Annotated in this window: 19 protein-coding genes; 15 read left to right on the top strand and 4 right to left on the bottom strand. The window is 63.6% G+C overall.

The features are described 5' to 3' along the window. Positions 1-223: 223 nt before the first annotated feature. Genes rfbD through WDS16_RS12915 form a run of 3 tightly spaced genes read left to right on the top strand, consistent with a single transcriptional unit; the run spans position 224 to position 3127 of the window. A complete protein-coding gene (gene rfbD, locus WDS16_RS12925; protein ID WP_338893029.1) occupies positions 224-1090 on the top strand; it encodes a dTDP-4-dehydrorhamnose reductase in 867 nt (288 codons plus the stop codon). Positions 1091-1139: 49 nt separating this feature from the next. Then, on the top strand, positions 1140-2024 hold the full coding sequence (locus tag WDS16_RS12920) for a glycosyltransferase family 2 protein (protein WP_338893028.1): 885 nt from the start codon (positions 1140-1142) through the stop codon (positions 2022-2024). Positions 2025-2041: 17 nt separating this feature from the next. Further along, a complete protein-coding gene (locus tag WDS16_RS12915) occupies positions 2042-3127 on the top strand; it encodes an NDP-sugar synthase (protein ID WP_338893027.1) in 1086 nt (361 codons plus the stop codon). Between the two features lie 23 nt (positions 3128-3150). On the opposite strand, the gene WDS16_RS12910 is transcribed toward WDS16_RS12915, so the two are convergent. The 3 genes from WDS16_RS12910 to cofD are packed head-to-tail and all read right to left on the bottom strand — an operon-like array spanning position 3151 to position 6021. Continuing rightward, positions 3151-3699, bottom strand: coding sequence for an NUDIX hydrolase (locus WDS16_RS12910; RefSeq protein WP_338893026.1), 549 nt, complete (start codon positions 3697-3699; stop codon positions 3151-3153). A 1-nt stretch (position 3700) separates the two neighbouring features. Further along, positions 3701-5056, bottom strand: a complete 1356-nt coding sequence (locus WDS16_RS12905) for a coenzyme F420-0:L-glutamate ligase (protein WP_338893025.1) — start codon at positions 5054-5056, stop codon at positions 3701-3703. Next, a complete protein-coding gene (cofD, locus tag WDS16_RS12900) occupies positions 5053-6021 on the bottom strand; it encodes a 2-phospho-L-lactate transferase (RefSeq protein WP_338893024.1) in 969 nt (322 codons plus the stop codon). The genes WDS16_RS12905 and cofD overlap by 4 nt, the downstream gene beginning before the upstream one ends. Positions 6022-6799: 778 nt before the next feature. Between cofD and WDS16_RS12895 the strand changes: the two genes are divergently transcribed. Beyond that, positions 6800-7033, top strand: a complete 234-nt coding sequence (locus WDS16_RS12895; RefSeq protein ID WP_027496498.1) for a WhiB family transcriptional regulator — start codon at positions 6800-6802, stop codon at positions 7031-7033. A 27-nt stretch (positions 7034-7060) separates the two neighbouring features. Here the strand turns inward: WDS16_RS12895 and WDS16_RS12890 are convergent, their stop codons facing one another. Then, entirely contained in the window at positions 7061-7546 is a 486-nt protein-coding gene (locus tag WDS16_RS12890; RefSeq protein WP_338893023.1) for a metallopeptidase family protein, read from the bottom strand. 75 nt (positions 7547-7621) lie between these two features. Here WDS16_RS12890 and WDS16_RS12885 point away from each other — a divergent pair, with 75 nt between their 5' ends. The 11 genes from WDS16_RS12885 to lpqB all read left to right on the top strand — a co-directional run bounded on the left by WDS16_RS12885 (position 7622) and on the right by lpqB (position 21572). Continuing rightward, positions 7622-8035, top strand: coding sequence for a DUF3499 domain-containing protein (locus tag WDS16_RS12885; protein WP_338893022.1), 414 nt, complete (start codon positions 7622-7624; stop codon positions 8033-8035). 206 nt (positions 8036-8241) lie between these two features. Then, complete coding sequence (locus tag WDS16_RS12880; RefSeq protein ID WP_338893021.1) at positions 8242-9609, top strand: phosphomannomutase/phosphoglucomutase; 1368 nt, start codon at positions 8242-8244, stop codon at positions 9607-9609. An 88-nt stretch (positions 9610-9697) separates the two neighbouring features. After that, positions 9698-10813 (top strand): tobH protein, encoded by a 1116-nt coding sequence (locus tag WDS16_RS12875; protein WP_338893020.1) that lies wholly within the window; start codon positions 9698-9700, stop codon positions 10811-10813. Beyond that, positions 10813-12066 (top strand): mannose-6-phosphate isomerase, class I, encoded by a 1254-nt coding sequence (manA, locus tag WDS16_RS12870; RefSeq protein ID WP_338893019.1) that lies wholly within the window; start codon positions 10813-10815, stop codon positions 12064-12066. Before WDS16_RS12875 ends, manA begins: the two co-directional genes overlap by 1 nt. 135 nt (positions 12067-12201) lie before the next feature. Next, positions 12202-13707, top strand: coding sequence for an amino acid permease (locus tag WDS16_RS12865; protein WP_338893018.1), 1506 nt, complete (start codon positions 12202-12204; stop codon positions 13705-13707). A gap of 88 nt (positions 13708-13795) precedes the next feature. Further along, positions 13796-15097 (top strand): alkane 1-monooxygenase, encoded by a 1302-nt coding sequence (locus WDS16_RS12860; protein ID WP_338893017.1) that lies wholly within the window; start codon positions 13796-13798, stop codon positions 15095-15097. Positions 15098-15164: 67 nt separating this feature from the next. Then, positions 15165-16667: an adenosylhomocysteinase gene (gene ahcY, locus WDS16_RS12855; RefSeq protein ID WP_338893016.1), complete on the top strand. Its 1503-nt coding sequence runs from the start codon at positions 15165-15167 to the stop codon at positions 16665-16667. A gap of 19 nt (positions 16668-16686) precedes the next feature. After that, on the top strand, positions 16687-17352 hold the full coding sequence (locus WDS16_RS12850; protein ID WP_338893015.1) for a dTMP kinase: 666 nt from the start codon (positions 16687-16689) through the stop codon (positions 17350-17352). A 4-nt stretch (positions 17353-17356) separates the two neighbouring features. Continuing rightward, positions 17357-18034, top strand: a complete 678-nt coding sequence (gene mtrA, locus WDS16_RS12845) for an MtrAB system response regulator MtrA (RefSeq protein ID WP_068369022.1) — start codon at positions 17357-17359, stop codon at positions 18032-18034. After that, positions 18031-19803, top strand: a complete 1773-nt coding sequence (gene mtrB / locus WDS16_RS12840) for an MtrAB system histidine kinase MtrB (protein ID WP_338893013.1) — start codon at positions 18031-18033, stop codon at positions 19801-19803. Before mtrA ends, mtrB begins: the two co-directional genes overlap by 4 nt. Next, positions 19803-21572, top strand: a complete 1770-nt coding sequence (gene lpqB / locus WDS16_RS12835) for an MtrAB system accessory lipoprotein LpqB (RefSeq protein ID WP_338893011.1) — start codon at positions 19803-19805, stop codon at positions 21570-21572. Before mtrB ends, lpqB begins: the two co-directional genes overlap by 1 nt. Positions 21573-21583: the final 11 nt, after the last annotated feature.

The raw sequence follows: 21583 nt of genomic DNA, 5'->3' as shown, positions 1-21583 counted from the left end.
TGCGAGACCTACGACTGGGATTCCGACGATCGGGATCTGCGCGGCGACGATTGTCGCGGTGACGGGAGCGAGAGTCGTCCCGTGGTCCGTCCGACTCTCGTGTCACCGTGGCTTTCCTCTTCGATTCGTAGTGTGCCGTGTTTTCGTCCCGTAACGGCTCCAGGCTACTTGTGAAATCTCACTGCCTCGCTCAAGCTCGGGCGGCGTGCCACACTTTGCGACTGTGGCGAACATCCTTGTGACCGGAGCCGGGGGACAACTCGGACGACAAATACTCGAACGCGCAGGCAACGGAGAGCTGGAGCACACGACGGTCGGCACAACGAGTGCCGAGCTGGACATCACCGACCCGGCCGCGGTTGCCGCCGCCGTGATGCCGGGCATGGTCGTCGTCAACTGTGCCGCGTACACAGCAGTCGACGCTGCGGAAACCGACGAGGCCCGGGCGATGGCCGTGAACGCCGACGGGCCCCGAAATCTTGCAGAGGCGTGCGCGCGCGTCGGTGCTCGATTGATTCACATCTCCACCGACTATGTGTTCGACGGCACATCGACCACACCGTACGAGCCGGATGCTTCGACGGCCCCACAGGGCGCGTACGGGCGAACGAAACTCGCCGGGGAACAGGCGGTGCTTCGGGTGCTACCCACCGCGCACGTCGTTCGGACGGCCTGGGTATACACCGGTTCCGGATCCGACTTCGTGTCCACGATGCGGCGGTTGGAGGGCGAGCGCGACACGGTGAGGGTGGTGGACGACCAGGTCGGTTCCCCGACCTACTCGTGGGATCTCGCCGGTGGTGTGCTCGAACTCGTCACTGCGAACCAGGTCCATGCCCCGATCCTGCATGCGACGAACCGGGGAACAGCAAGCTGGTACGAGCTCGCGCGGGAGGTATTCGCCGGGGTTGGTGCTGATCCGGACCGAGTGAAGCGGTGTTCGAGCTCGGAATACGTGCGTCCGGCACCGAGGCCGGCGTACTCGGTTCTGTCCGCCGAAGCCTGGGCTCGAGCAGGCCTTACCCCGCTACGCGATTGGCGCGACGCGCTCGCCGACGCGCTGGCGGTTTCAGGGCCGGCCACGACCTGACTGCTGCGCACCGTCGGCGCGCAATCGGGGGAACGATAGTGTTGCCCGCGTGAGTTCCAAGCTGGCCGTCGTGACGGTGACCTATTCGCCCGGTGAATATCTGGATCAGTTCTTGAGTTCGCTCTCGACGGCAACGACCGAGACTCCACAGGTCATCATGGCCGACAACGGATCGACCGACGGTTCCCCCGAAGCAGCTGCTGCTGCATACCCGAATGCTCGTCTGTTTCGCACCGGCGCAAACCTCGGGTACGGCGGCGCGGTGAACCGAGCGGTTGCCGAGGTCGACGACAGCATCGAGTTCGTCGTCGTCGCGAATCCCGACGTCCGCTGGCACCCGGGCTCACTGGACGGACTGTTGGCAGCTGCACAGCGTTGGCCGCGTGCAGGCGCGCTCGGCCCGCTGATCCGCGAACCCGACGGCAGTCGCTACCCCTCTGCTCGCTCCGTCCCCGATCTCACCTCGGGCGCCGGCCACGCCCTGCTCGGCAAGATCTGGCCGAACAACCCATGGACAGCGCGGTACCGGCAGGACAACGAGGCTGTGACGGAGCGAACAGTCGGCTGGCTTTCCGGTTCCTGCCTGCTGCTCCGGCGTGCTGCATTCGACTCGGTGAACGGGTTCGACTCCCGCTACTTCATGTATATGGAGGACGTGGACCTTGGAGACCGCCTCGGATCAGCCGGTTGGCTCAATGTCTACGTTCCAGAGGTCGAAGTTACCCATTCCAAAGGGCATGCGGCAGGTAGACATCCGGAACTGATGCTTCCGGCCCACCACACGAGTGCATACCGCTTCCAGGCCGATCGTCACCCACACGTGTGGCAAGCTCCCCTTCGATGGGCACTGCGTGCGGGCCTGGCGGCGCGCTCGAAGGTGGTTGTGGCTTCGGCACTTCGAGCGCGACACATCGACGATCGGGAACAGCGATGACAACAGAGAGGCCGACGATGTCAGCTGACACGAGCAAGACGACCGATGCTGTGATACTTGTGGGCGGCAAGGGAACTCGGCTCCGGCCGCTTACCTTGTCCGCGCCGAAGCCGATGCTTCCCACTGCCGGGCTACCGTTTCTGCACCACTTGTTGGCCCGAATCAAAGCTGCGGGAATCGATCACGTCGTCCTCGGAACATCGTTCAAAGCAGAGGTGTTCGAGGAGCATTTCGGTGACGGTTCCGCACTCGGCATCGAACTCGAATACGTCACCGAGACCGAGCCGATGGGGACTGGCGGAGGCATCCGAAACGTCCTTCCGAAACTCCGGGCGGACAACGTGCTCGTGTTCAACGGCGACGTTCTCGGCGGCACCGATTTGACGGCGGTTCTCGACACTCACCGCAGAACCGACGCAGACGTCACCCTTCATCTCGTCCGGGTGGGGGACCCTCGTGCATTCGGCTGTGTACCGACCGATGAGGAGGGCCGAGTCACCGCCTTCCTCGAAAAGACGCAGGACCCACCGACCGACCAGATCAACGCAGGCTGTTACGTGTTCAAGCGCGAGATCATCGAATCGATCGCGCACGATCGCCCGGTGTCCGTCGAACGCGAAGTGTTCCCTGCGCTCCTTGCAGAGGGCAAGCGCGTCTACGGCCACGTCGACAGCGCATATTGGCGCGACATGGGAACACCTGAGGACTTCGTCAAGGGCTCGGCCGACCTGGTCCGCGGCATCGCCCCGTCCCCGGCCCTGAACGGAACGCGGGGTGAGTCACTGGTCCACCCCAGTGCAGGCATCGCACCGGGTGCACTGCTGATCGGTGGAACGGTCATCGGCCGCGGCGCGGAGGTAGGCGCCGGCGCGCGGCTCGATGGCGCCGTGGTGTTCGACGGAGCCATCATCGAGGCAGGAGCTGTGGTCGAGCGGTCCATCATCGGCTTCGGCGCCCGGATCGGTCCACGTGCCCTCGTTCGCGACGGCATCATCGGCGACGGTGCCGACATCGGAGCGCGGTGCGAGCTTCTGCGTGGCGCTCGGGTGTGGCCCGGCGTGAAGCTTCCCGACGGTGGAGTGCGTTTCTCCACCGACGTCTGATCGTCCTCGATCAGCGGCGTCGATCAGCGTTGTCGGGCCAGTTCGACGAGGTGCGAGATCGTGTCGGCCTCGGCGTTCGGGGGAAGGCCGTCGACCGGCCACCACCGAAGGTCGGTCGACTCCTCGCTCCGCACCGCGGTGGTTCCAGCAGCCGCGCGGACCAGGAATCTCAGATCGAGGTGGCGGGTCGGCTTGCCGAGTGAACAGGTAATCGGATGGGTGTCCGCGGACAGTAGTGTCGGCTCGATCGTGAGTTCGTCGATGCCCGACTCCTCGCGCGCCTCGCGCATCGCCGCGCCCTGGACGGTCTCGTCCTCGGGTTCGCAATGCCCACCGAGCTGAATCCATCGCCCGACACGGGGGTGCAGCGTCAGCAGCACCTGCCCGCCCGACTCGTCGAGTACCAACGAGGATGCCGTGATGTGCCCGGCTTCGTTGCTGCGCAGGCAACCGTCCGGGCTGCCTGCGAGAAACGCGAGCATCGTGTGCCGCAGTGAGTCTTCGTGGTGATCGAGCACGGGCCACTCCTCCAGAGTGGATACCGCAGAGTCGTGCAGCGAGCGAGCGCTCATCTCACATCTCCAGTAGTTCAGCGTCGAGATCGTACGGTGCGCGAGGTGACGAACGTTCCAACGGATGGCCGATTGCGATGGCGCCCATGGCTTTCCAATCCGCACGTAGGCCGAGCTCGGCGCGTACCAGATCGGCGGCGAAGATCGTCGAACCGATCCAGCAACTTCCGAGGTCTCGAACGGCCAGGGCGACGAGAAGTCCCTGCACCGCAGCTCCGACGGCCACGGTGAACATCGTCTCCTCCGCGCGGGCGCGGTGTTCGTCGGGGTAGGTGTGCGCGCCGTCGGGCACGCAGAATGGGACGACGATCTCGGGGGCGTCGAACAGGATCCTGCCGCGCGCGATGCGTGCGTCGATCCGACCCTCGTCCAAGCCGTCGGACTGCAGGTCCGCACGCCACTTCTCCGCCATTCGGTCGAGCAACCGTGTGCGCAGTGCGGGCGTGCGAATCCAGACGAACCTCACCGGTCGAGTGTGGTGTGGCGCGGGCGCAGTGAGGGCATCGGCCACCGCGCCACGGATGTCGTCCGGATCTACGGTCTCGTCGGAGAACGAGCGCACCGACCTTCGTAACAGCAGCGCTTCTCGCCGTCCCCGCGCGATCGACTCCTCGGTGCCGAGCCAGAACAGGTCGTCTTCGCCCGGACGCACCAAATCTCGCGCGCGCGAGCCGTTGTCGACAGGTGTGAGACCGCGCACGACGGCAACCGGTACCGCCCCGAGCTTGCCCTTGACGAGATCTCCCGCGGCGGCGATCTCGTCGGCGACGGCTACTTCGGTCACGACGAGCTCGTTGCCTTGGCTGTCCTCGGCGCCCGCATAGGCATGGACGACGGCGAGACCCGCGCTACCGATGGCCGCGTCCGTCTGTCCGATTCGCCATGCCCGCCCCATCGTGTCGGTGACGATCACGCCGACTGACACGCCGAGCGACTCGGAAAGCGAGTTGCGGAGGGCGGCCGCGCTCGCGTCGGGATCCTCGGGCAGGAGGGCGAGTTCGGCGCCGTCCACATTGGAGCCGTCGATTCCCGATGCTGCCTGAACGATGCCGAGGCGATTCTCCGTGATGAGTGTGCGTCCCTTGCGCGCAACTATCCGGACTGCCTCCTGGTCCACGAGCACTCGTCGCGCAGCGTCGCGTTCCTCCGGATCGACAGGTGCGTCGACGAGCCTGCCTTCGACCTTGGAGATCACCTTGCTCGTGACGACAAGGATGTCGTTCTCGCGGATCCACGGTGCGTGCTCGGCGATCGATGCGGCGAGATCGTCGCCTGGCCGAAACTCGGGAAGACCGAGTACAGGCAGGATTTCGATGCTTCCGCCCGGTGCGTGATCGGTCGGTACCGTACCGGTCACGGTGTCAGACCCGCCGATCGCAACGCCACAGCGGCCATCTCTGCAGTTGTTTTCGGGTCGGTCATGAGGAGCGGAACGCTGATGACGTCGACTCCCGGCACCGTAGCGGTATCGGTCGAGTGAATCATCCACGTATCGAGGATGCCGGTGTCCGACCGTGCGCCGTAGTACTTTCCGACGGCTTCGGCGCTCGTGTCCACGCCGATGACCGAGAGACATTCGTCGGCCATCCCGCGCAACGGTTTTCCGCCGACGACGGGAGACAGGCCGACCACCTTGGCTTCGGTGGTTCGGAGAGCACTGCGTATTCCGGGCACGGCGAGAATGGCGCCGACGCTCACGACCGGATTGGACGGAGCCAGGATCACAGCGTCGGCGCCTTCGATCGCGTCGAGTACACCTGGTGCTGGAGTAGCCTGTTCGGCGCCGATGTTCGCGAAACTGTGCGTCGGTATTTGAGCCCGGTATCGAACCCACCACTCCTGGAAGTGAATTGCACGCCGAGATTCACCCGAGGCGTCGTCGGGGTCCGTCACCACGACGTGTGTCTCGCTGCGATCGTCGGAGACCGGAAGCAGTCGAACGCCTGGCTTCCATCGGTTGCACAGCGCTTCGGTCACGGCGGACAAGGGATACCCGGTGCGTAGCATTCGACTTCGAATGAGGTGGGTCGCTATGTCTCGGTCTCCGAGCCCGAACCAATCGGGGTCGGCGCCGTATGCCGCGAGTTCGTCTCGCGCGTGCCACGTCTCCGCGATTCGGCCCCAACCGCGTTCGGTGTCGATTCCGCCGCCGAGCGTGTACATGCACGTGTCGAGATCGGGGCAGATTCTGAGCCCGTGCATCCACACGTCGTCGCCCACGTTGACGACGGCGGTGATGTCGCCGTCGTCCCCGAGAAGGGTTTTGAGACCTTGGAGAAAACGCGCTCCTCCCACTCCACCGACCAAGACAGTCACTTTCACAGGTCGAAAGCCTATGCCGTGCGGTCGGGCGGTGCGTGGGCGCCCGCCGTTCCAGCGAACTCAGCGCATGTTCGACGGGCATTTTACGGGCGCGACACGCGCAAGACGGCCGCAGATCCTTCGAGGGTGCTGATTCGGGGTTCTAGATGGTATTGCAAAATGCTTCATCAGCTTGACCGCAACGTACTTCGGCGTGTCTAATCACATGTATGTCATTCCAAGGTTGCCGAGCGAGTTCGCTTGGAGCTGGCCTTGATTCGAACATGCGTTCTCATGCGGTGTGAACCTCGGGAGCAACGTGTAGTAGAGGTCGAGGGTTTGCATGTGACTGTGAATGGCTACGAATACCGGCGCGGGGCAAGGTGTTCGGAACCGACCGGAAATTTCTGCGCTAGTAAATGGTGAGGAGGCGGAAGCGATGTATGACCAGCACGTGACACGTGAACAACGGGGAGAGTCCCCTGCTCACCTCAGCGCAGTCGACGACGCGCCGCAGACCGATTCCGAAGCAGGCGCAGCACGAGGCGACTGCACGATCAGTATCGACAACGATGTGTCCGGCGACGTCCGATCGGAGATCGTTCCGGTTGATGCGGCGTCCGCGTACGTCGTGCACACCGACTCCGAGATCGGTGACGGTCCAGTCGGTTCCAGCGAGACTGGTTCCGGTGAGAGCGACATCGATTCGGACGATGACTCGGACGATGGCATCGCAGAAGAGCTTTCGATGCGCGAGCCCGTGAAGCCGGCGCTGAGTCTCATTGCCGGGTTCGATCAGATGTTCGAAGAGATCGAAGATCAGTGGCAGGAACGCGCCCTGTGCGCGCAGACCGACCCCGAAGCATTCTTCCCGGAAAAGGGCGGCTCGACTCGAGAGGCGAAGCGCATCTGCCTTGGCTGCGAAGTCAAGGACGAATGCCTGGAGTATGCACTCGCGAACGACGAGCGCTTCGGCATCTGGGGTGGACTGTCCGAGCGCGAGAGGCGCCGTCTCAAGCGCGGAATCGGCTGAGACCGCGGAATCTGCTGAGGCAGGGTGTCAACCCTCGTCGATACCCGGGTCCACCACGTCGGGCTCGACTCCGAGGTAGGTGGCAACCTGCTCGACCAGCACCTCGTACAACAGATCCTCGAGATCTTCGGGATGCTTGGCCCGCCGTTCCAGAGGCCGCCTGAAGAGGACTATCCGAGCGCGCGTAGCTTCGCCGCGCTTGTCGATACCTGCAGGAACGAGTCGTGACAGCGGCACCGGGCCCTCGGCGACAACCTCAGGTGGCCAGTTGACGGACTCGGGATCCTTCGCGCGGATCTTCGGTACCTCGTCGACAGCGATATCGAGGCGTTCGAGCTTCTCGTGCCACCGATGGTCGATTCGAGCGAAAGCTTCCAGTACGGACCGGTCGAATTTGTCCGCTCGCGAACGGTGTCCAGGCACGTTGTTGGGGAGTACCGGGCCGCGGATTCCCCGTCCCCGCCGTGCGGCAGATCGAGAAGTCGTCCTGCGTCCGGAAGCGCTTCGAGCCATGGCGTGAGGTTATCGGGGTCAGCTCGCGGTGTGTCGATCGGCTCGGCGAAAGGAGCGGGGGTTAGTCTCTCAGGTGTGAGATCTCTGCGTGGATGCTGCCGGCCCGGGTGCAACCGTTCGGCCGTTGCGACACTCACGTATGTCTATTCGGATTCGACGGCTGTCGTCGGCCCCCTCGCCACCGTGGACGAGCCGCACTCCTGGGATCTCTGCGAGATCCACGCGTCGACCACGACGGCGCCGAAGGGGTGGGAACTGGTTCGGTACGAAGGCGGTTTCACCACCTCGACGCCGGACGAGGATGATCTCACCGCTCTGGCGGAGGCTGTTCGCGAAGCCGGTCGTGGAGATCGCGGCAAGGAACTCGGCTCCGTTCGTAATCAGGACGGTCGGCACATGCCGGATTCGTCGGCGGACCGCCGCCCGGGTTCGCCGGTACGTACCGGCCGTCGCGGCCATTTGCGGGTACTTCCGGACCCCACGGCCTGACCGAGATCGTAGCCATCGAAAACCATGTTCCGACGCACCATCGTTCGAGTGAACGATGTGGGCATAAATCAGTCACATCTGCGCTCCGTCGTCGCGCCGACCACACTCATCTATGACACATTCGTAGGTCGACGCACCGGATAGACCCACAACTCGCGCACCACCCACCCGATTAACCCCCACCTGATCAATACGAGGAGTCGTTCGTGGCACGCACTGCCGAAGCCGTCAATGCAGTCATCAAGGCCTACGACGTGCGTGGGGTGGTGGGAGAACAGATCGACGCGGCCTTCGTCCGCGACGTCGGTTCGTCGTTCGCACGTTTGGTGAAGGACTCGTCGGTGACTCAGGTCGCCATCGGGCACGATATGCGGGCGTCGTCGCCAGAGCTGGCGAAAGCCTTCGCCGACGGTGTCACCTCGCAGGGTCTCAACGTCGTGCACATCGGGCTTGCATCCACCGACCAGCTGTACTTCGCGTCCGGGCTGCTCGACTGCCCGGGTGCAATGTTCACCGCCAGTCACAATCCGGCGAAGTACAACGGGATCAAATTGTGTCGTTCCGGTGCCAAACCAGTCGGACAGGACACCGGTCTCGCGACGATCAAGAGCGAATTGGTCGAAGGGGTCCCGTCCTTCGACGGTGAGCCGGGAACGGTGACCGAGCGCGATGTGCTGAGCGACTACGCGAGTTTCGTCAAGAATCTGGTCGACCTGTCGCAGGTCTCCGGTGTGAAGATCGCGGTCGATGCGGGCAACGGCATGGGTGGACATACCGTCCCCGCGGTGTTCGAGGGCTTGCCTGTCACTGTCGAACCGCTGTACTTCGAACTCGATGGGACCTTTCCGAATCACGAAGCAAATCCGCTGGACCCGGAAAATCTGAAGGACCTGCAGAAGTTCGTCCTGGACACAGGCGCTGATATCGGACTTGCGTTCGACGGTGACGCCGATCGGTGCTTCGTCGTCGACGAGAAAGGCGATCCGGTATCGCCCTCGGCGGTGACAGGACTCGTCGCCGAGCGTGAGTTGGCGAAGGAGCCGGGAGCGACGGTGATCCACAACCTGATCACGTCGCGTGCCGTACCCGAGTTGGTGACCGAGCTCGGCGGCACCCCGGTACGGACGCGGGTCGGCCATTCGTTCATCAAGCAGCAGATGGCGGACACCGGCGCGATCTTCGGTGGCGAGCACTCGGCGCACTACTACTTCCGAGACTTCTGGGGTGCGGACTCGGGGATGCTGGCTGCGCTGCACGTGTTGGCCGCGCTCGGGTCTCAGGATCGTCCGCTGTCCGAGCTGATGAGCCACTACGAAACCTACTCGGCGTCCGGGGAAATCAACTCGACTGTTGCCGACGCTGCCGAGAGAACCACAGCTGTGCTCGAGACGTTCGCCGATCGCACCGTGTCGATCGATCGACTCGACGGCGTGACGGTCGACCTGAAGGACGGTGCTTGGTTCAATCTCCGCGCGTCCAATACGGAGCCGCTACTACGTCTGAACGTAGAGGCTCGCAGCTCATCCGAGGTCGACGCATTGACCTCGGAGATTCTCGACGTGGTCAGGGCCTGACTGGAATAGTGGACGTGTCCGTGGGTATACGGGCACCATCGCATGTGAGGCACGCGAGTCGGTATGGAAGGACGGAGGCTCGAACAAGATGACTACTCTGTCGCCACTTCTGGATCTCGACGACGCCGAGGCGCTCGTCGCTGCCGATCGCGACGGTGCTCTCCGTAGCGCGGCACTGGCAGGTGCCCAAACTCGTGCAACCGCTCAGTCGTTCGCCGATATCGTCGGCGAACGACTGAGCGACCTCCGCCCTCGTAGTGTCGTGTTCGTAGCCGGTGGTGGTCGCGCGGAACGGGCGGCAGAAGTCCTGATCGCTGCCGTCGGTGCGCGCATCGGAGTTCCGCTCGTGCATTCCCCCGGCACCCCGCCGTGGGTGGGACCTTTGGATGTCGTCCTCGTGTGCGGCGACGACGCCGGCGATCCGAGGCTGTCCGAGTCCACAGCGGCTGCCGTTCGCCGCGGCGCCGAGACGATCCTGGTGACTCCTGACGAGGGTCCGCTACGCTCTGCCGCGGCCGGACGTGCATTCTTTCTGCCGCCGCGGGTGGCAGTGCGTGAACCCAACACCTTGATGCGCTACGTCGCTGCCGGTGTGAGTGTTCTGGGCTCCGTTGCCGGTGGTGTCCACCGGCCCCTCCTACCCGATCTGGCCCGCCTCGCCGACGCGCTCGACGACGAAGCGTCGCGAAACCACCCATCCCGCGAGGTGTTCCACAACCCGGCGAAGTCCGTCGCAGTGCGAATGGCGAACAGAAGAGTGGTCTTCAGCGGAGTCGGCGCGCTCGCCATGGAGGCGGCCCGCCACGGCAGCGAAGTGATGTTGCGTATTGCCGGCGTCGTGTCGGCGTCGAGCGAGCTCTCCGAGGTCATCGCTGCCGCTGTGCATGCGGCGCACGCGACGTCTGCAGCGCCCACCGACTACGACCCGTTCTTTCACGACGATGAAGTCGACGGTCCGCGCCCTGAGGCGGCCATGCGTGTTCTCGTCGCCGCGTCCCCGGTGCGCGCAACGGAGGCCGAACGCCGGACTGCAGCGGTGAACGACGTCGAGATCCTCGTGGCGGGTACGGACAGGTCGAATCCTGCAGCACGGGGCGAGCAGGGCCCGACGGTCGACGAGCTCGGCGAATTCGAATCGACTGCACTACTTGCGACGCGGTTGGAGATGGCCGCCGCATACCTACATTTGATGGGCGGTACATAGTGCAACCACTGCGCGGGGCAGTTCGGTCGTACGCATGGGGATCTCGAACCTCGCTTGCGCAACTACAGGGTCGATCGGTGCCGTCGGAGCATCCGGAGGCCGAGATTTGGCTCGGCGCACACCCCGCTGACCCGGCATACCTGACAGGCGAAGGGAACGTGCGTTCACTTCTCGATGCAATCAACGAAGATCCGTCTCGTGAGCTCGGTGCCGCGACTTCGCGGAAGTACGGTGGACGCCTACCGTTTCTCCTGAAACTGCTTGCGGCAGAGGAACCTCTGTCCCTGCAAGCGCACCCGAGTGCACGTCAGGCCACCGAGGGGTTCGCGCGGGAAGAGACGAAGCGTGTCCCCATCGACTCTCCGATCAGGAACTACCGGGACGACTCGCACAAGCCCGAACTGATCGTCGCGCTCACCGAGTTCCACGCCTTGGCCGGGTTTCGGTGTCCGAAGCACACAGTCGAGTTCATCGACGCCCTCGGTGTCGACGCACTGTCCGGATACCGATCGTTGCTCGCCGATCAACCCGACGACGCGGGGCTTCGTACGGTGTTCACGTCGTGGATCACGCTGCCTGGACCTGCTCTCGACGCCTTGCTACCGCTGGTAGCCGACGGGTGTGTCCGGTACCTCTCCACAACAGCGCATGAGGACGGTGGCCGGTTCGTGTCCGAAGCCCGAACTCTTCTGGAGCTGGGGGAGTCCTACCCAGGCGATGCGGGCGTTCTCGCCGCTCTGCTGCTCAATCGTGTCACTCTGACGCCGGGGCAGGGTTTGTATCTCGATGCTGGGAACCTGCATGCGTATCTGTCCGGCACCGGCGTCGAGATCATGGCCAATTCGGACAACGTGTTGCGCGGTGGACTGACCCCGAAGCACGTCGATGTGCCAGAGCTGCTCAGAGTTCTGGACTTCGAACCCGCCGACGTATCGATCCTGGAGCCCGACGTCGAAACGGCGGGATCCCCGGTCGTATATCGCACTCCTGCATCGGAGTTCGCGCTCTCGCGGTCGGTACTCGCCGACGGTTCGTCGGTCGCCCTCGACGATGCCGGACCTCAGATCATTCTGTGCACCGGAGGCCGTGTTGCGCTGATCGCCGACACCGACAGTGACGACGGGGGCGGCGAGCTTGTTCTGGAGCGGGGAACCGCTGTATGGGTGTCTGCTTCGGATCCCGCCCTCACAGCGATCGCCCGTGGGGGTGACGCCGAGATCTTCGCCGCCACCGTCGGCGAGACCGCGGTCTGAGTCGCGTTTCGCCAAGTTCCTACGCACCGCATAGTCGCGGCTTACTGTGTTACCAAAGGGGTTCGAGTGAACTGGGCGCGTACTGTGGTGCGGCCCACTCGAGCACGATTGAGTCGAACAGAGGGAACAACAACGATGGAACACGAGCGCTCGTCGAAGGCCGCTCCCAGGACCGGGATCTTCCGAACCAAATCGGTCGAACAGTCGATCCGCGACACCGATGATCCCGATACCAAACTCCGCAAGGAACTCACCTCTTGGGATCTGACAGTGTTCGGTGTTGCTGTGGTCATCGGTGCGGGAATCTTCACTCTGACGGCCAGGACCGCCGGAAACGTCGCCGGACCCTCGGTGTCCCTGGCATTCGTGCTTGCTGCGGTCGCCTGCGGTCTTGCTGCGCTGTGCTACGCGGAGTTCGCATCTACGGTTCCTGTCGCGGGAAGCGCGTACACGTTCTCCTACGCCACGTTCGGCGAGTTCATCGCCTGGATCATCGGCTGGGACCTCGTTCTCGAGTTCGCTCTCGCAGCGTCCGTCGTCGCGAAGGGCTGGTCGCTCTATCTCGGTGAGGTCCTCGGCGCGTCGTCGCCGGTCGTGACGATCGGATCCATCGATGTCGACTGGGGAGCGTTCCTCATCGTCGTGATCATCACCGTGTTGTTGGCCAGCGGCACCAAACTGTCGTCCCGTGTCTCGCTCGTGATCACTGCGATCAAGGTGGCAGTGGTGTTGCTCGTCGTCGTGGTCGGTGCCTTCTACATCAAGGCCGAGAACTACACCCCATATATCCCTTCTGCTCAGGAAGGGTCGACCGGGGAAGGCATCCACCAGTCGCTCTTCTCGTTCTTCACCGGTGCGGGCGGCAGCACATTCGGCTGGTACGGCCTACTGGCAGCCGCGAGCCTGGTGTTCTTCGCGTTCATCGGATTCGACGTCGTCGCGACCACTGCCGAGGAGGCCAAGGAGCCGCAGAAGGCGCTTCCTCGGGGGATTCTGGGTTCACTTGCCATCGTGACGGTTCTGTACGTCGCCGTGACGCTGGTCTTGACCGGAATGGTCAACTACACCGAGCTCGGAGGTGATAGTTCGACGTTGGCGACAGCGTTCGAACTCAATGGTCTCACTTGGGCGAAGAACGTCATTTCCTTCGGCGCGCTCGCGGGTCTGACCACGGTGGTGATGGTCTTGATGCTCGGCCAGACGCGGGTGCTGTTCGCGATGTCCAGGGACGGCCTCATGCCGCGTAGCCTCGCGCACACGGGTAAGCGCGGAACCCCGGTTCGGATCACGCTGATCGTGGGCGTCGTCGTCGCTGCGCTTGCAGCCTTCTTCCCAATCGGACTGCTCGAGGAGATGGTGAACATCGGCACGCTGTTCGCCTTCGTGCTCGTGTCGATCGGGGTGGTCGTGTTGCGAAAGACCAGGCCGGGTCTGCCGCGTGGTTTCAAGGTTCCGTTGATGCCCCTTATTCCTGTCCTCGCCGTCGTGTCCTGCTTGTGGCTGATGGTGAACCTGTCGGTCGAGACGTGGCTTCGGTTCATCGCCTGGATGGCCATCGGCGTGCTCGTGTACTTCGTCTACAGCAAGCGGAATGTCGAAAAGTTGCTGCTCGAGCGGGATAAATCGACTACCCGCGAGTAGCGCCCCGATTCGTAGCGCTGTTGCTCGACGGGGGCCTGTTGTACTCTTCGAGAACAAACCTCGAGTTCTTTTAAGGGGATGGTTTTCGATGAAATGCGCCGGACGCGTGTCCGCAGCGGCGGACAAGCACTCCGGTGGTGGCGTGTCGGGGGACGCGGCCGCCGTGCAACCTACGATCGGTTCGACCCGTGTGCGGGGACGGAAGCGATCCGGCAAGCGGCCGCTGTGGCTTCTCGGTTTGTTGGCGCCGGCATCCGCGCTGCTTCCCTCGCAGCTGGTCATGTGGACGGGAATGCCGATTTTCTGGTGGAGCGGCGTCATGGTCTTCTTCATGGTCATTCCGCTCATCGACCTGCTGGCAGGCGAAGACGGGGACAACCCGTCCGACGCGGACGTCGAAGAAATGCAGGAAGATCGTTTCTACCGGTGGTGCACGTATCTTTTCCTTCCCGTGCAGTTCGTGACCCTGCTGGTTGCATGTTGGATGTGGGCGTTCGGCGGTTTGACCGTGGTCGACAAGATCGGCCTCGCTGTCACGATCGGTCTGGTGGCAGGAACCGGAATCAATGCTGCCCACGAGCTCGGGCATCGAATCGAGGAACACGAGCGCTGGCTGGCGAAGATCGCGTTGACGCAGACCATGTACGGGCACTTCTTCGTCGAGCACAACAGGGGACACCACGTTCGTGTGGCAACGCCGGACGACCCTGCCAGTGCTCGGATAGGCGAAAACCTGTGGATGTTCCTACCTCGGAGTGTGTTCGGCGGACTTCGGTCGGCATGGGGGCTGGAGATTCAACGGCTCGACCGCCGCGGCGTCCGGTGGTGGAGCATCCGCAATAATCTGTTGCATGCCTGGGCGATGAGTGCGCTGCTGTTCGGCAGCTTGGCGCTGGTGTTCGGCCCCGCGATTCTGCCCTACTTGGTCCTGCAAGCAATCGTGGGCGTCCTGTTGCTCGAGACGGTCAACTACATCGAGCACTATGGATTGCTCCGTGAGAAAAACGAGCGCGGGCGCTTCGTGAAATGCTCCCCGCGACACAGCTGGAACAGCGACAGGTTGTGCACCAACATATTTCTCTATCATCTGCAGCGGCACAGCGATCACCATGCCAACCCAGGCAAGCGCTATCAGACGCTCCGCAGCTGCGACGAAGCACCGCAGCTTCCGGCGGGGTACGCGTCGATGGTGTTGGTTGCTGCCGTTCCTCTGCTGTGGCGACGCGTGATGGACCACCGAGTTCTTGCGCACTACGACGGCGACATTTCCCGTGCCAACATCTTGCCTCGGCGGCGTCGACACGTCCTCGCGAAGTACGGTCCTGCACACGGGACCTCTCGGACATCATCCGGGAGCGCGAGACGAGAATTCGAGCGCGCGGACAGGTAGCCCGGAGCTGATCCGTAGCGACCCGATAGCCTGGTGCAGGAATTGGACGCACAACAGGAGAGGCAAGATGACGACCTCAGTATCGCCGGACGATCGTTCGGCAACAGGATCGGCACTCACCGCAGACAATCGGGGTGGAATCGACTTCAAGGTCGCAGATCTGTCGCTCGCAGAGTTCGGTCGTAAGGAGATTCGCCTCGCCGAGCACGAGATGCCGGGGCTGATCGCACTTCGTCGTGAATACGCAGAAGTCCTGCCTCTCAAGGGTGCTCGCGTCTCCGGTTCGCTTCACATGACAGTTCAGACCGCTGTCCTCATCGAGACCCTCGTTGCGCTCGGCGCCGAGGTCCGATGGGCGTCGTGCAACATTTTCTCCACCCAGGATCATGCGGCTGCGGCAGTCGTCGTCGGCCCGCACGGAACCGAGGACGAGCCCAAGGGCGTACCGGTCTTCGCGTGGAAGGGTGAAACCCTCGAGGAGTACTGGTGGGCGGCCGAGCAGATGCTCACGTGGCCAGATCAGCCGACGAACATGATCCTCGACGACGGTGGCGACGCCACGATGCTGGTATTGCGCGGCGCGCAGTTCGAGAAGGCAGGCGTCGTACCGCCGACCGACGACGATCACGACTCGGACGAGTACAAGGTGTTCCTCGGCCTGCTACGTCGCTCGCTGGAGGAGTCGAAGTCCAAGTGGACCGAGATCGCCGCGTCGGTCAAGGGCGTCACCGAGGAGACCACGACCGGTGTCCTGCGTCTGTACCAATTCGCTGCAGCAGGTGAACTCACGTTCCCGGCCATCAACGTCAACGATTCGGTCACCAAGAGCAAGTTCGACAACAAGTACGGCACTCGGCATTCGCTGATCGACGGCATCAACCGCGGCACCGACGTGTTGATCGGCGGCAAGGCTGTTCTCGTCTGTGGATACGGTGACGTCGGCAAGGGGTGCGCCGAGGCACTGAAGGGTCAGGGCGCACGCGTCACGGTCACCGAGGCGGATCCGATCAACGCGCTGCAGGCGCTCATGGACGGCTTCGACGTACGGACCGTCGAGGAGTACATCGACAAGGCCGACATCGTCATCACCTCCACCGGCAACCTCGGAATCATCACCTTCGATCACATGAAGCGGATGAAGCACCAGGCGATCCTCGGCAACATCGGTCACTTCGACAACGAGATCGACATGGCCGGACTGGAGAAGGCCAAGGACGTCACGCGAATCAACATCAAGCCCCAGGTCGACGAATTCCAATTCCCCGACGGTCACTCGATCATCGTGCTGTCGGAAGGCCGTCTCCTCAACCTGGGCAACGCCACCGGGCATCCGTCGTTCGTCATGAGCAACAGCTTCTCCAACCAGGTCATCGCGCAGATCGAACTGTGGACCAAGCCGGACGAGTACGACAACGAGGTGTACCGACTTCCGAAGCACCTCGACGAGAAGGTCGCGCGCATTCACGTCGAGGCCCTCGGTGGAACCATCACCAAGCTCACCAAGCAGCAGGCCGAGTACATCGGTGTCGACGTCGAGGGCCCGTACAAGCCCGAGCACTACCGCTACTGATCCGGCGCAGGCAGCCGCAGTGGGCACTCTGATAGTCATCGAGGGGGTCGACGGCGCGGGCAAGAACACGCTCGCCCGTCGGCTCGTCTCGGCGTGGGAACGCGACGACATCGAGGTGGTACGCGTCGGATTTCCGAGGTACGACCAGTCGGTCCATGCGGACCTGGCCGCCGAGGCGTTGCGCGGGGAGCACGGAGACACCGCGGGCAGTGTGCATGCGATGGCGTTACTGTTCGCGCTCGACCGTAGGGATGCGGCCCGGGATATTCGAAAGATGCTCTCGCGCAACGATATTGTGCTTCTGGATCGCTATGTGGCCTCGAACGCGGCCTACACTGCCGCGCGCCTGGAGCAGTCCGCCGACGGCGAGGCGGTCGAGTGGATCAAGGCTCTCGAATTCGACAGGTTCGGCGTGCCGGTTCCCGATGTGCAGATTCTGCTCGACGTGCCAGTGGAGCTTGCCGCCGAGCGCGCGGCCTCGCGTGAGGTCGCCGATACATCCCGAATACGGGATGTCTACGAACGCGACGGCTCCCTGCAGAGCCGGACCTCGGCTGTGTACGGACAACTCGCGTCAGCGAACTGGGTTTCGCCGTGGCGCATCGTTCAGGCGGACGTGGATCCGGATCGACTCGCCGCCGACGTGTTCAATCAGCCACCTGACGCCGGGAAAGTGACAACATAGAACCATGAAGCCTCGGATTCTTGTAGTCGACGACGATTCGGCTCTAGCCGAAATGTTGACCATCGTCCTTCGCGGCGAGGGTTTCGAACCGTTCGTGGTCGGAGACGGTACGCAGGCTCTGGCCGCAGTCCGCGAGAACCGACCCGATCTCGTTCTGCTCGACCTCATGCTCCCCGGTATGAACGGTATCGATGTGTGTCGCGTACTACGCGCGGATTCCGGCGTACCGATCGTCATGTTGACGGCGAAGACCGACACCGTCGACGTGGTCCTCGGTCTCGAGTCCGGTGCCGACGACTACATCATGAAACCGTTCAAGCCGAAGGAACTCGTCGCCCGCGTGCGCGCCCGTCTGCGTCGTACCGAGGACGAGCCTGCCGAACTGCTGTCGATAGCCGATATCATCATCGATGTGCCGGCTCACAAGGTCAGTCGCGGCGACGAGTTGGTGTCCTTGACGCCCTTGGAATTCGATCTCCTTGTCGCACTTGCGCGCAAGCCTCGTCAGGTGTTCACCCGCGAGGTGTTGCTCGAGCAGGTGTGGGGCTACCGCCATGCCGCCGACACGCGACTGGTGAACGTTCACGTACAGAGGCTTCGCGCGAAGGTGGAGAAAGACCCGGAGAATCCCGAGGTGGTGTTGACCGTGAGGGGGGTCGGCTACAAGGCCGGACCACCGTGATCTGGTTCAACCGATCGCGGCGTCGAATCAATGGAACGTTCACGCCGCTCCTGCGCTGGTTCAGGGCCCTCGGTACTTCCGTAGGCCACGCCTGGCGTAGATCTCTACAGCTCAGAGTCGTCGTGTCGACACTGACGCTTTCGCTGGTCGTCATCATAATTCTCGGAGCCGTGCTGACCGGTCAGATCACCGACCGGTTGCTCGAGGCCAAGATCACCGCGGCCACGGAAGAGCTCGAACGCTCGCGGACCACCGTCGAAGGCGCGCTGGCAGGGGCCGAGGAGACGACCGGCCTCAACGCGAGGCTCGAACGTGCGCGCGCGCAGCTGACCAGCCGCGATGTCGACGCCGGTCAGACTTCTGGTTCGGCAGGTACGTTCGACCCGGTGCTGATCGTGAAGGGAGACAACGTTCGGGCCGACTCGTCGATCGGCCCGGCGGGTCAGATCCCCGACAGTCTTCGAAATTTCGTGCAAGAAGGCTTGATCAGCTGGCAATACGCCACGGTGACCGATGCTGAGCAGGGTGACTACACCGGCCCTGCGATCATTTTCGGAACTCCGACGGCCTCGGATGTCGCCGATCTGGAGTTGTACCTCGTGTTTCCACTCGGCAGCGAGGAACGAACGTTGTCGCTGGTGCGCGGAACCCTGTTGATCGGCGCCGCGGTGTTGCTGGTCCTGTTGGCCGCCATCTCGATGCTCGTGGCACGCCAGGTCGTTCTGCCGATCCGTTCGGCATCGCGCATCGCGGTGCGGTTCGCGGACGGGCGGCTGAAAGAACGGATGCCCGTCCGAGGCGAGGACGACATGGCGAGGTTGGCCATGTCGTTCAACGAGATGGCCGAGAGTCTGTCGAAACAGATCACGCAACTGGAGGAATTCGGCAGTCTGCAGCGCAGGTTCACCTCTGACGTCAGCCACGAGCTTCGAACACCGTTGACGACGGTGCGGATGGCTGCGGACCTCATTCACGACGGCAGTGCTGATCTCGACCCGGCGCTGAAACGGTCCTCCGAGCTGTTGGTCAACGAGCTCGACAGGTTCGAGACGCTTCTGGGCGATCTCCTGGAGATCAGTCGGCACGATGCCGGCGTCGCTGAGCTGGCCGCGGAACAGCTCGACCTGAGAATGTGCGCGCGGGCCGCAGTGTCGACGGTTCGACATCTTGCGCGGGAGAGTGCGACGGAAGTGATCGTCGACATGCCGGATCACGCGGTCGTCGCCGAGGTCGACCCGCGACGGGTCGAGCGGATTCTCCGGAATCTTCTGGCGAATGCCCTCGATCACGGCGAAGGACGACCCGTGCTACTCAGGCTTCGTGCCAACGCGGATGCGGCCGCATTCGTCGTCCGCGACCAGGGCATCGGCCTTCGGCCAGGTGAAGAGAAGCTTGTGTTCAATCGTTTCTGGCGTTCGGACCCGTCGAGGGTGCGCAGATCGGGCGGTACCGGCCTCGGTCTTGCCATCAGCGTCGAAGATGCGCGTCTGCACGACGGTAAATTGGAGGCGTGGGGTGCGGTAGGGGAAGGCGCATGCTTCCGTCTGACGTTGCCTCTGGTGCGCGGCCACAAGGTGATCGGCAGCCCGTTGCCGCTGAAACCGAGCACTAGACGGTATACGCAGGGTCAGCCGCTGCCAGCCTCGTCGGAGCGGAGCGACGGCTCGGCAGCGGTCGTGTCTCCGAGTGCCTCGCCTCACTCCGAGTCGTCTACTGCCGAGGCGATCGATTCCGCCAAGGTTCACGTGCCCGACGGGGGTGACCAGTGATGACTCGGCGCCGTGTCTTCTCGATCGGTGTTCTACTCGTCATTGCGCTGGTGACCGGGTGTGCCAGCCTTCCTGAGTCGTCCAGTCCGCAGGCGATCGGTTCGCTCACTGCAGGGGCGGCATCGACGACTCCACCTCCTCCTGCGGCCGGACGCGAGCCGGACCTGCTTCTCCGTGACTTCGTCACGGCCAGTGCGAGTTCGGCCAATCGTCATCAAGCTGCCCGTCAGTTTCTGACCAGTGCCGCGTCGGGTTCATGGGATGACGGAGCGAAGACTGTCATTGCCGACAAGATCGATTTGCTGACCGGTCCGCGAACCGACACCGAGGCGCAGTTCACGCTGCGCTCGAACACCGTCGGTCTGCTGGCCCCCGGTGGCGACTACCAGGCGGGTGCCGGCACGGTCGACTCCAACATTCGAATGGTCCAGGTCGACGGGGAGTGGAGGATCGACGAATTGCCGCCTGGCGTGGTGGTCGATCGATCTCAGTTCTTCAGCGCCTACCAACGCAAGTCGCTGTTCTTCGTCGATCCGCTCGGTGCTGCGCTGGTTCCCGATGTTCGGTGGGTGAGCGGCGGCGCCGACCAGATGGCCAATCAGCTCGTGCAGCTGCTGATCGACGGCCCCAAGCCGACGCTCGCACCTGCGGTGTCGAACGAACTGTCGAGGGATGTCGGTATCAGAGGGCCGATCACCAAGGCCGACGGGCGAACCACTCAGGTCGGAATCGGAGCCGGTGGCGTGAAGATCGATTTCGGCGGTCTGCAGGCGGTCGACGCCAAGAATCGCGAACTTCTTGCTGCGCAGGTCGTGTGGACGCTCGCCTCGGCGGACATTTCCGGGCCTTACGTGCTGCTTGCGGATGGGCAACCGATCGATACCGACAAACCGGATGGGTGGACTACGGCGGATGTCGGGGCGCTCGATCCGCTGGCGTCGCCGGAAACAGACGTCGGCCTGCACGCCTTGGTCGACGGTCGACTTGTGTCCGTGGAGGAGAGCGGCACGACACCGGTGCCGGGCTACTTCGGGACCGTTCGGAATCTTCGAAGCGCGGCGTTGTCCACCGACGGAACGCTCGTCGCGGGCGTAGCGGACACCGGCCGACCCGCGCCGGAACCGTCGTCGACGCTGATGATCGGCGGATACGACAGCGGGGCATTCCCGGTCGCGGAGGGTCAGTCCATCACGAGACCCACGTGGGGTGTCGACGACAATGCGGCGTGGGCAGTCATCGACGGTACCAACGTAATTCGCGCGTCCCGTGATCCTGCCAACGGTCAGGTCTCGGTGCTGCCCGTGGATGCAGGCGCCGTCACTGCTCTCGGTTCCCGCATCACCGATCTTCGGCTATCTCGCGACGGGGTCCGAGCAGCGATGATCGTCGACGGGCTTGTGTATGTCGCCACAGTGGTACGCCAATCCAACGGTACGTACTCGCTGGTCGCCCCGAAAGCCGTCGCGAACGGATTGGGTAGCGACGCCCTGGCGCTCGACTGGAGCACAGGAGACGCGGTCGTCGTGGTTCGCATCGCCACGGACGTTCCGGTCGTTCAGGTCACCACCGACGGTTCTCGTCTCGACGCACTGCCCAGTCGCAACCTGACGGCGCCAGTGCTGTCGGTCGATGCGTCTACCACCACGGAGTTCGTCGCCGACTCGCGCGCGGTATTCCAACTGAACAACAACGATCCCGCCGGCGATCGCTACTGGCGCGAGGTATCGGGGCTGGCCGGGGTGAAAGCGACGCCGGTGCTGCCGGGCTGAGACGTCCCTGG

The sequence above is a fragment of the Rhodococcus sovatensis genome (assembly GCF_037327425.1).
In the GTDB taxonomy this organism is placed as follows: domain Bacteria; phylum Actinomycetota; class Actinomycetes; order Mycobacteriales; family Mycobacteriaceae; genus Rhodococcoides; species Rhodococcoides sovatense.
This window is presented reverse-complemented; position numbering and strand designations above follow the sequence as displayed.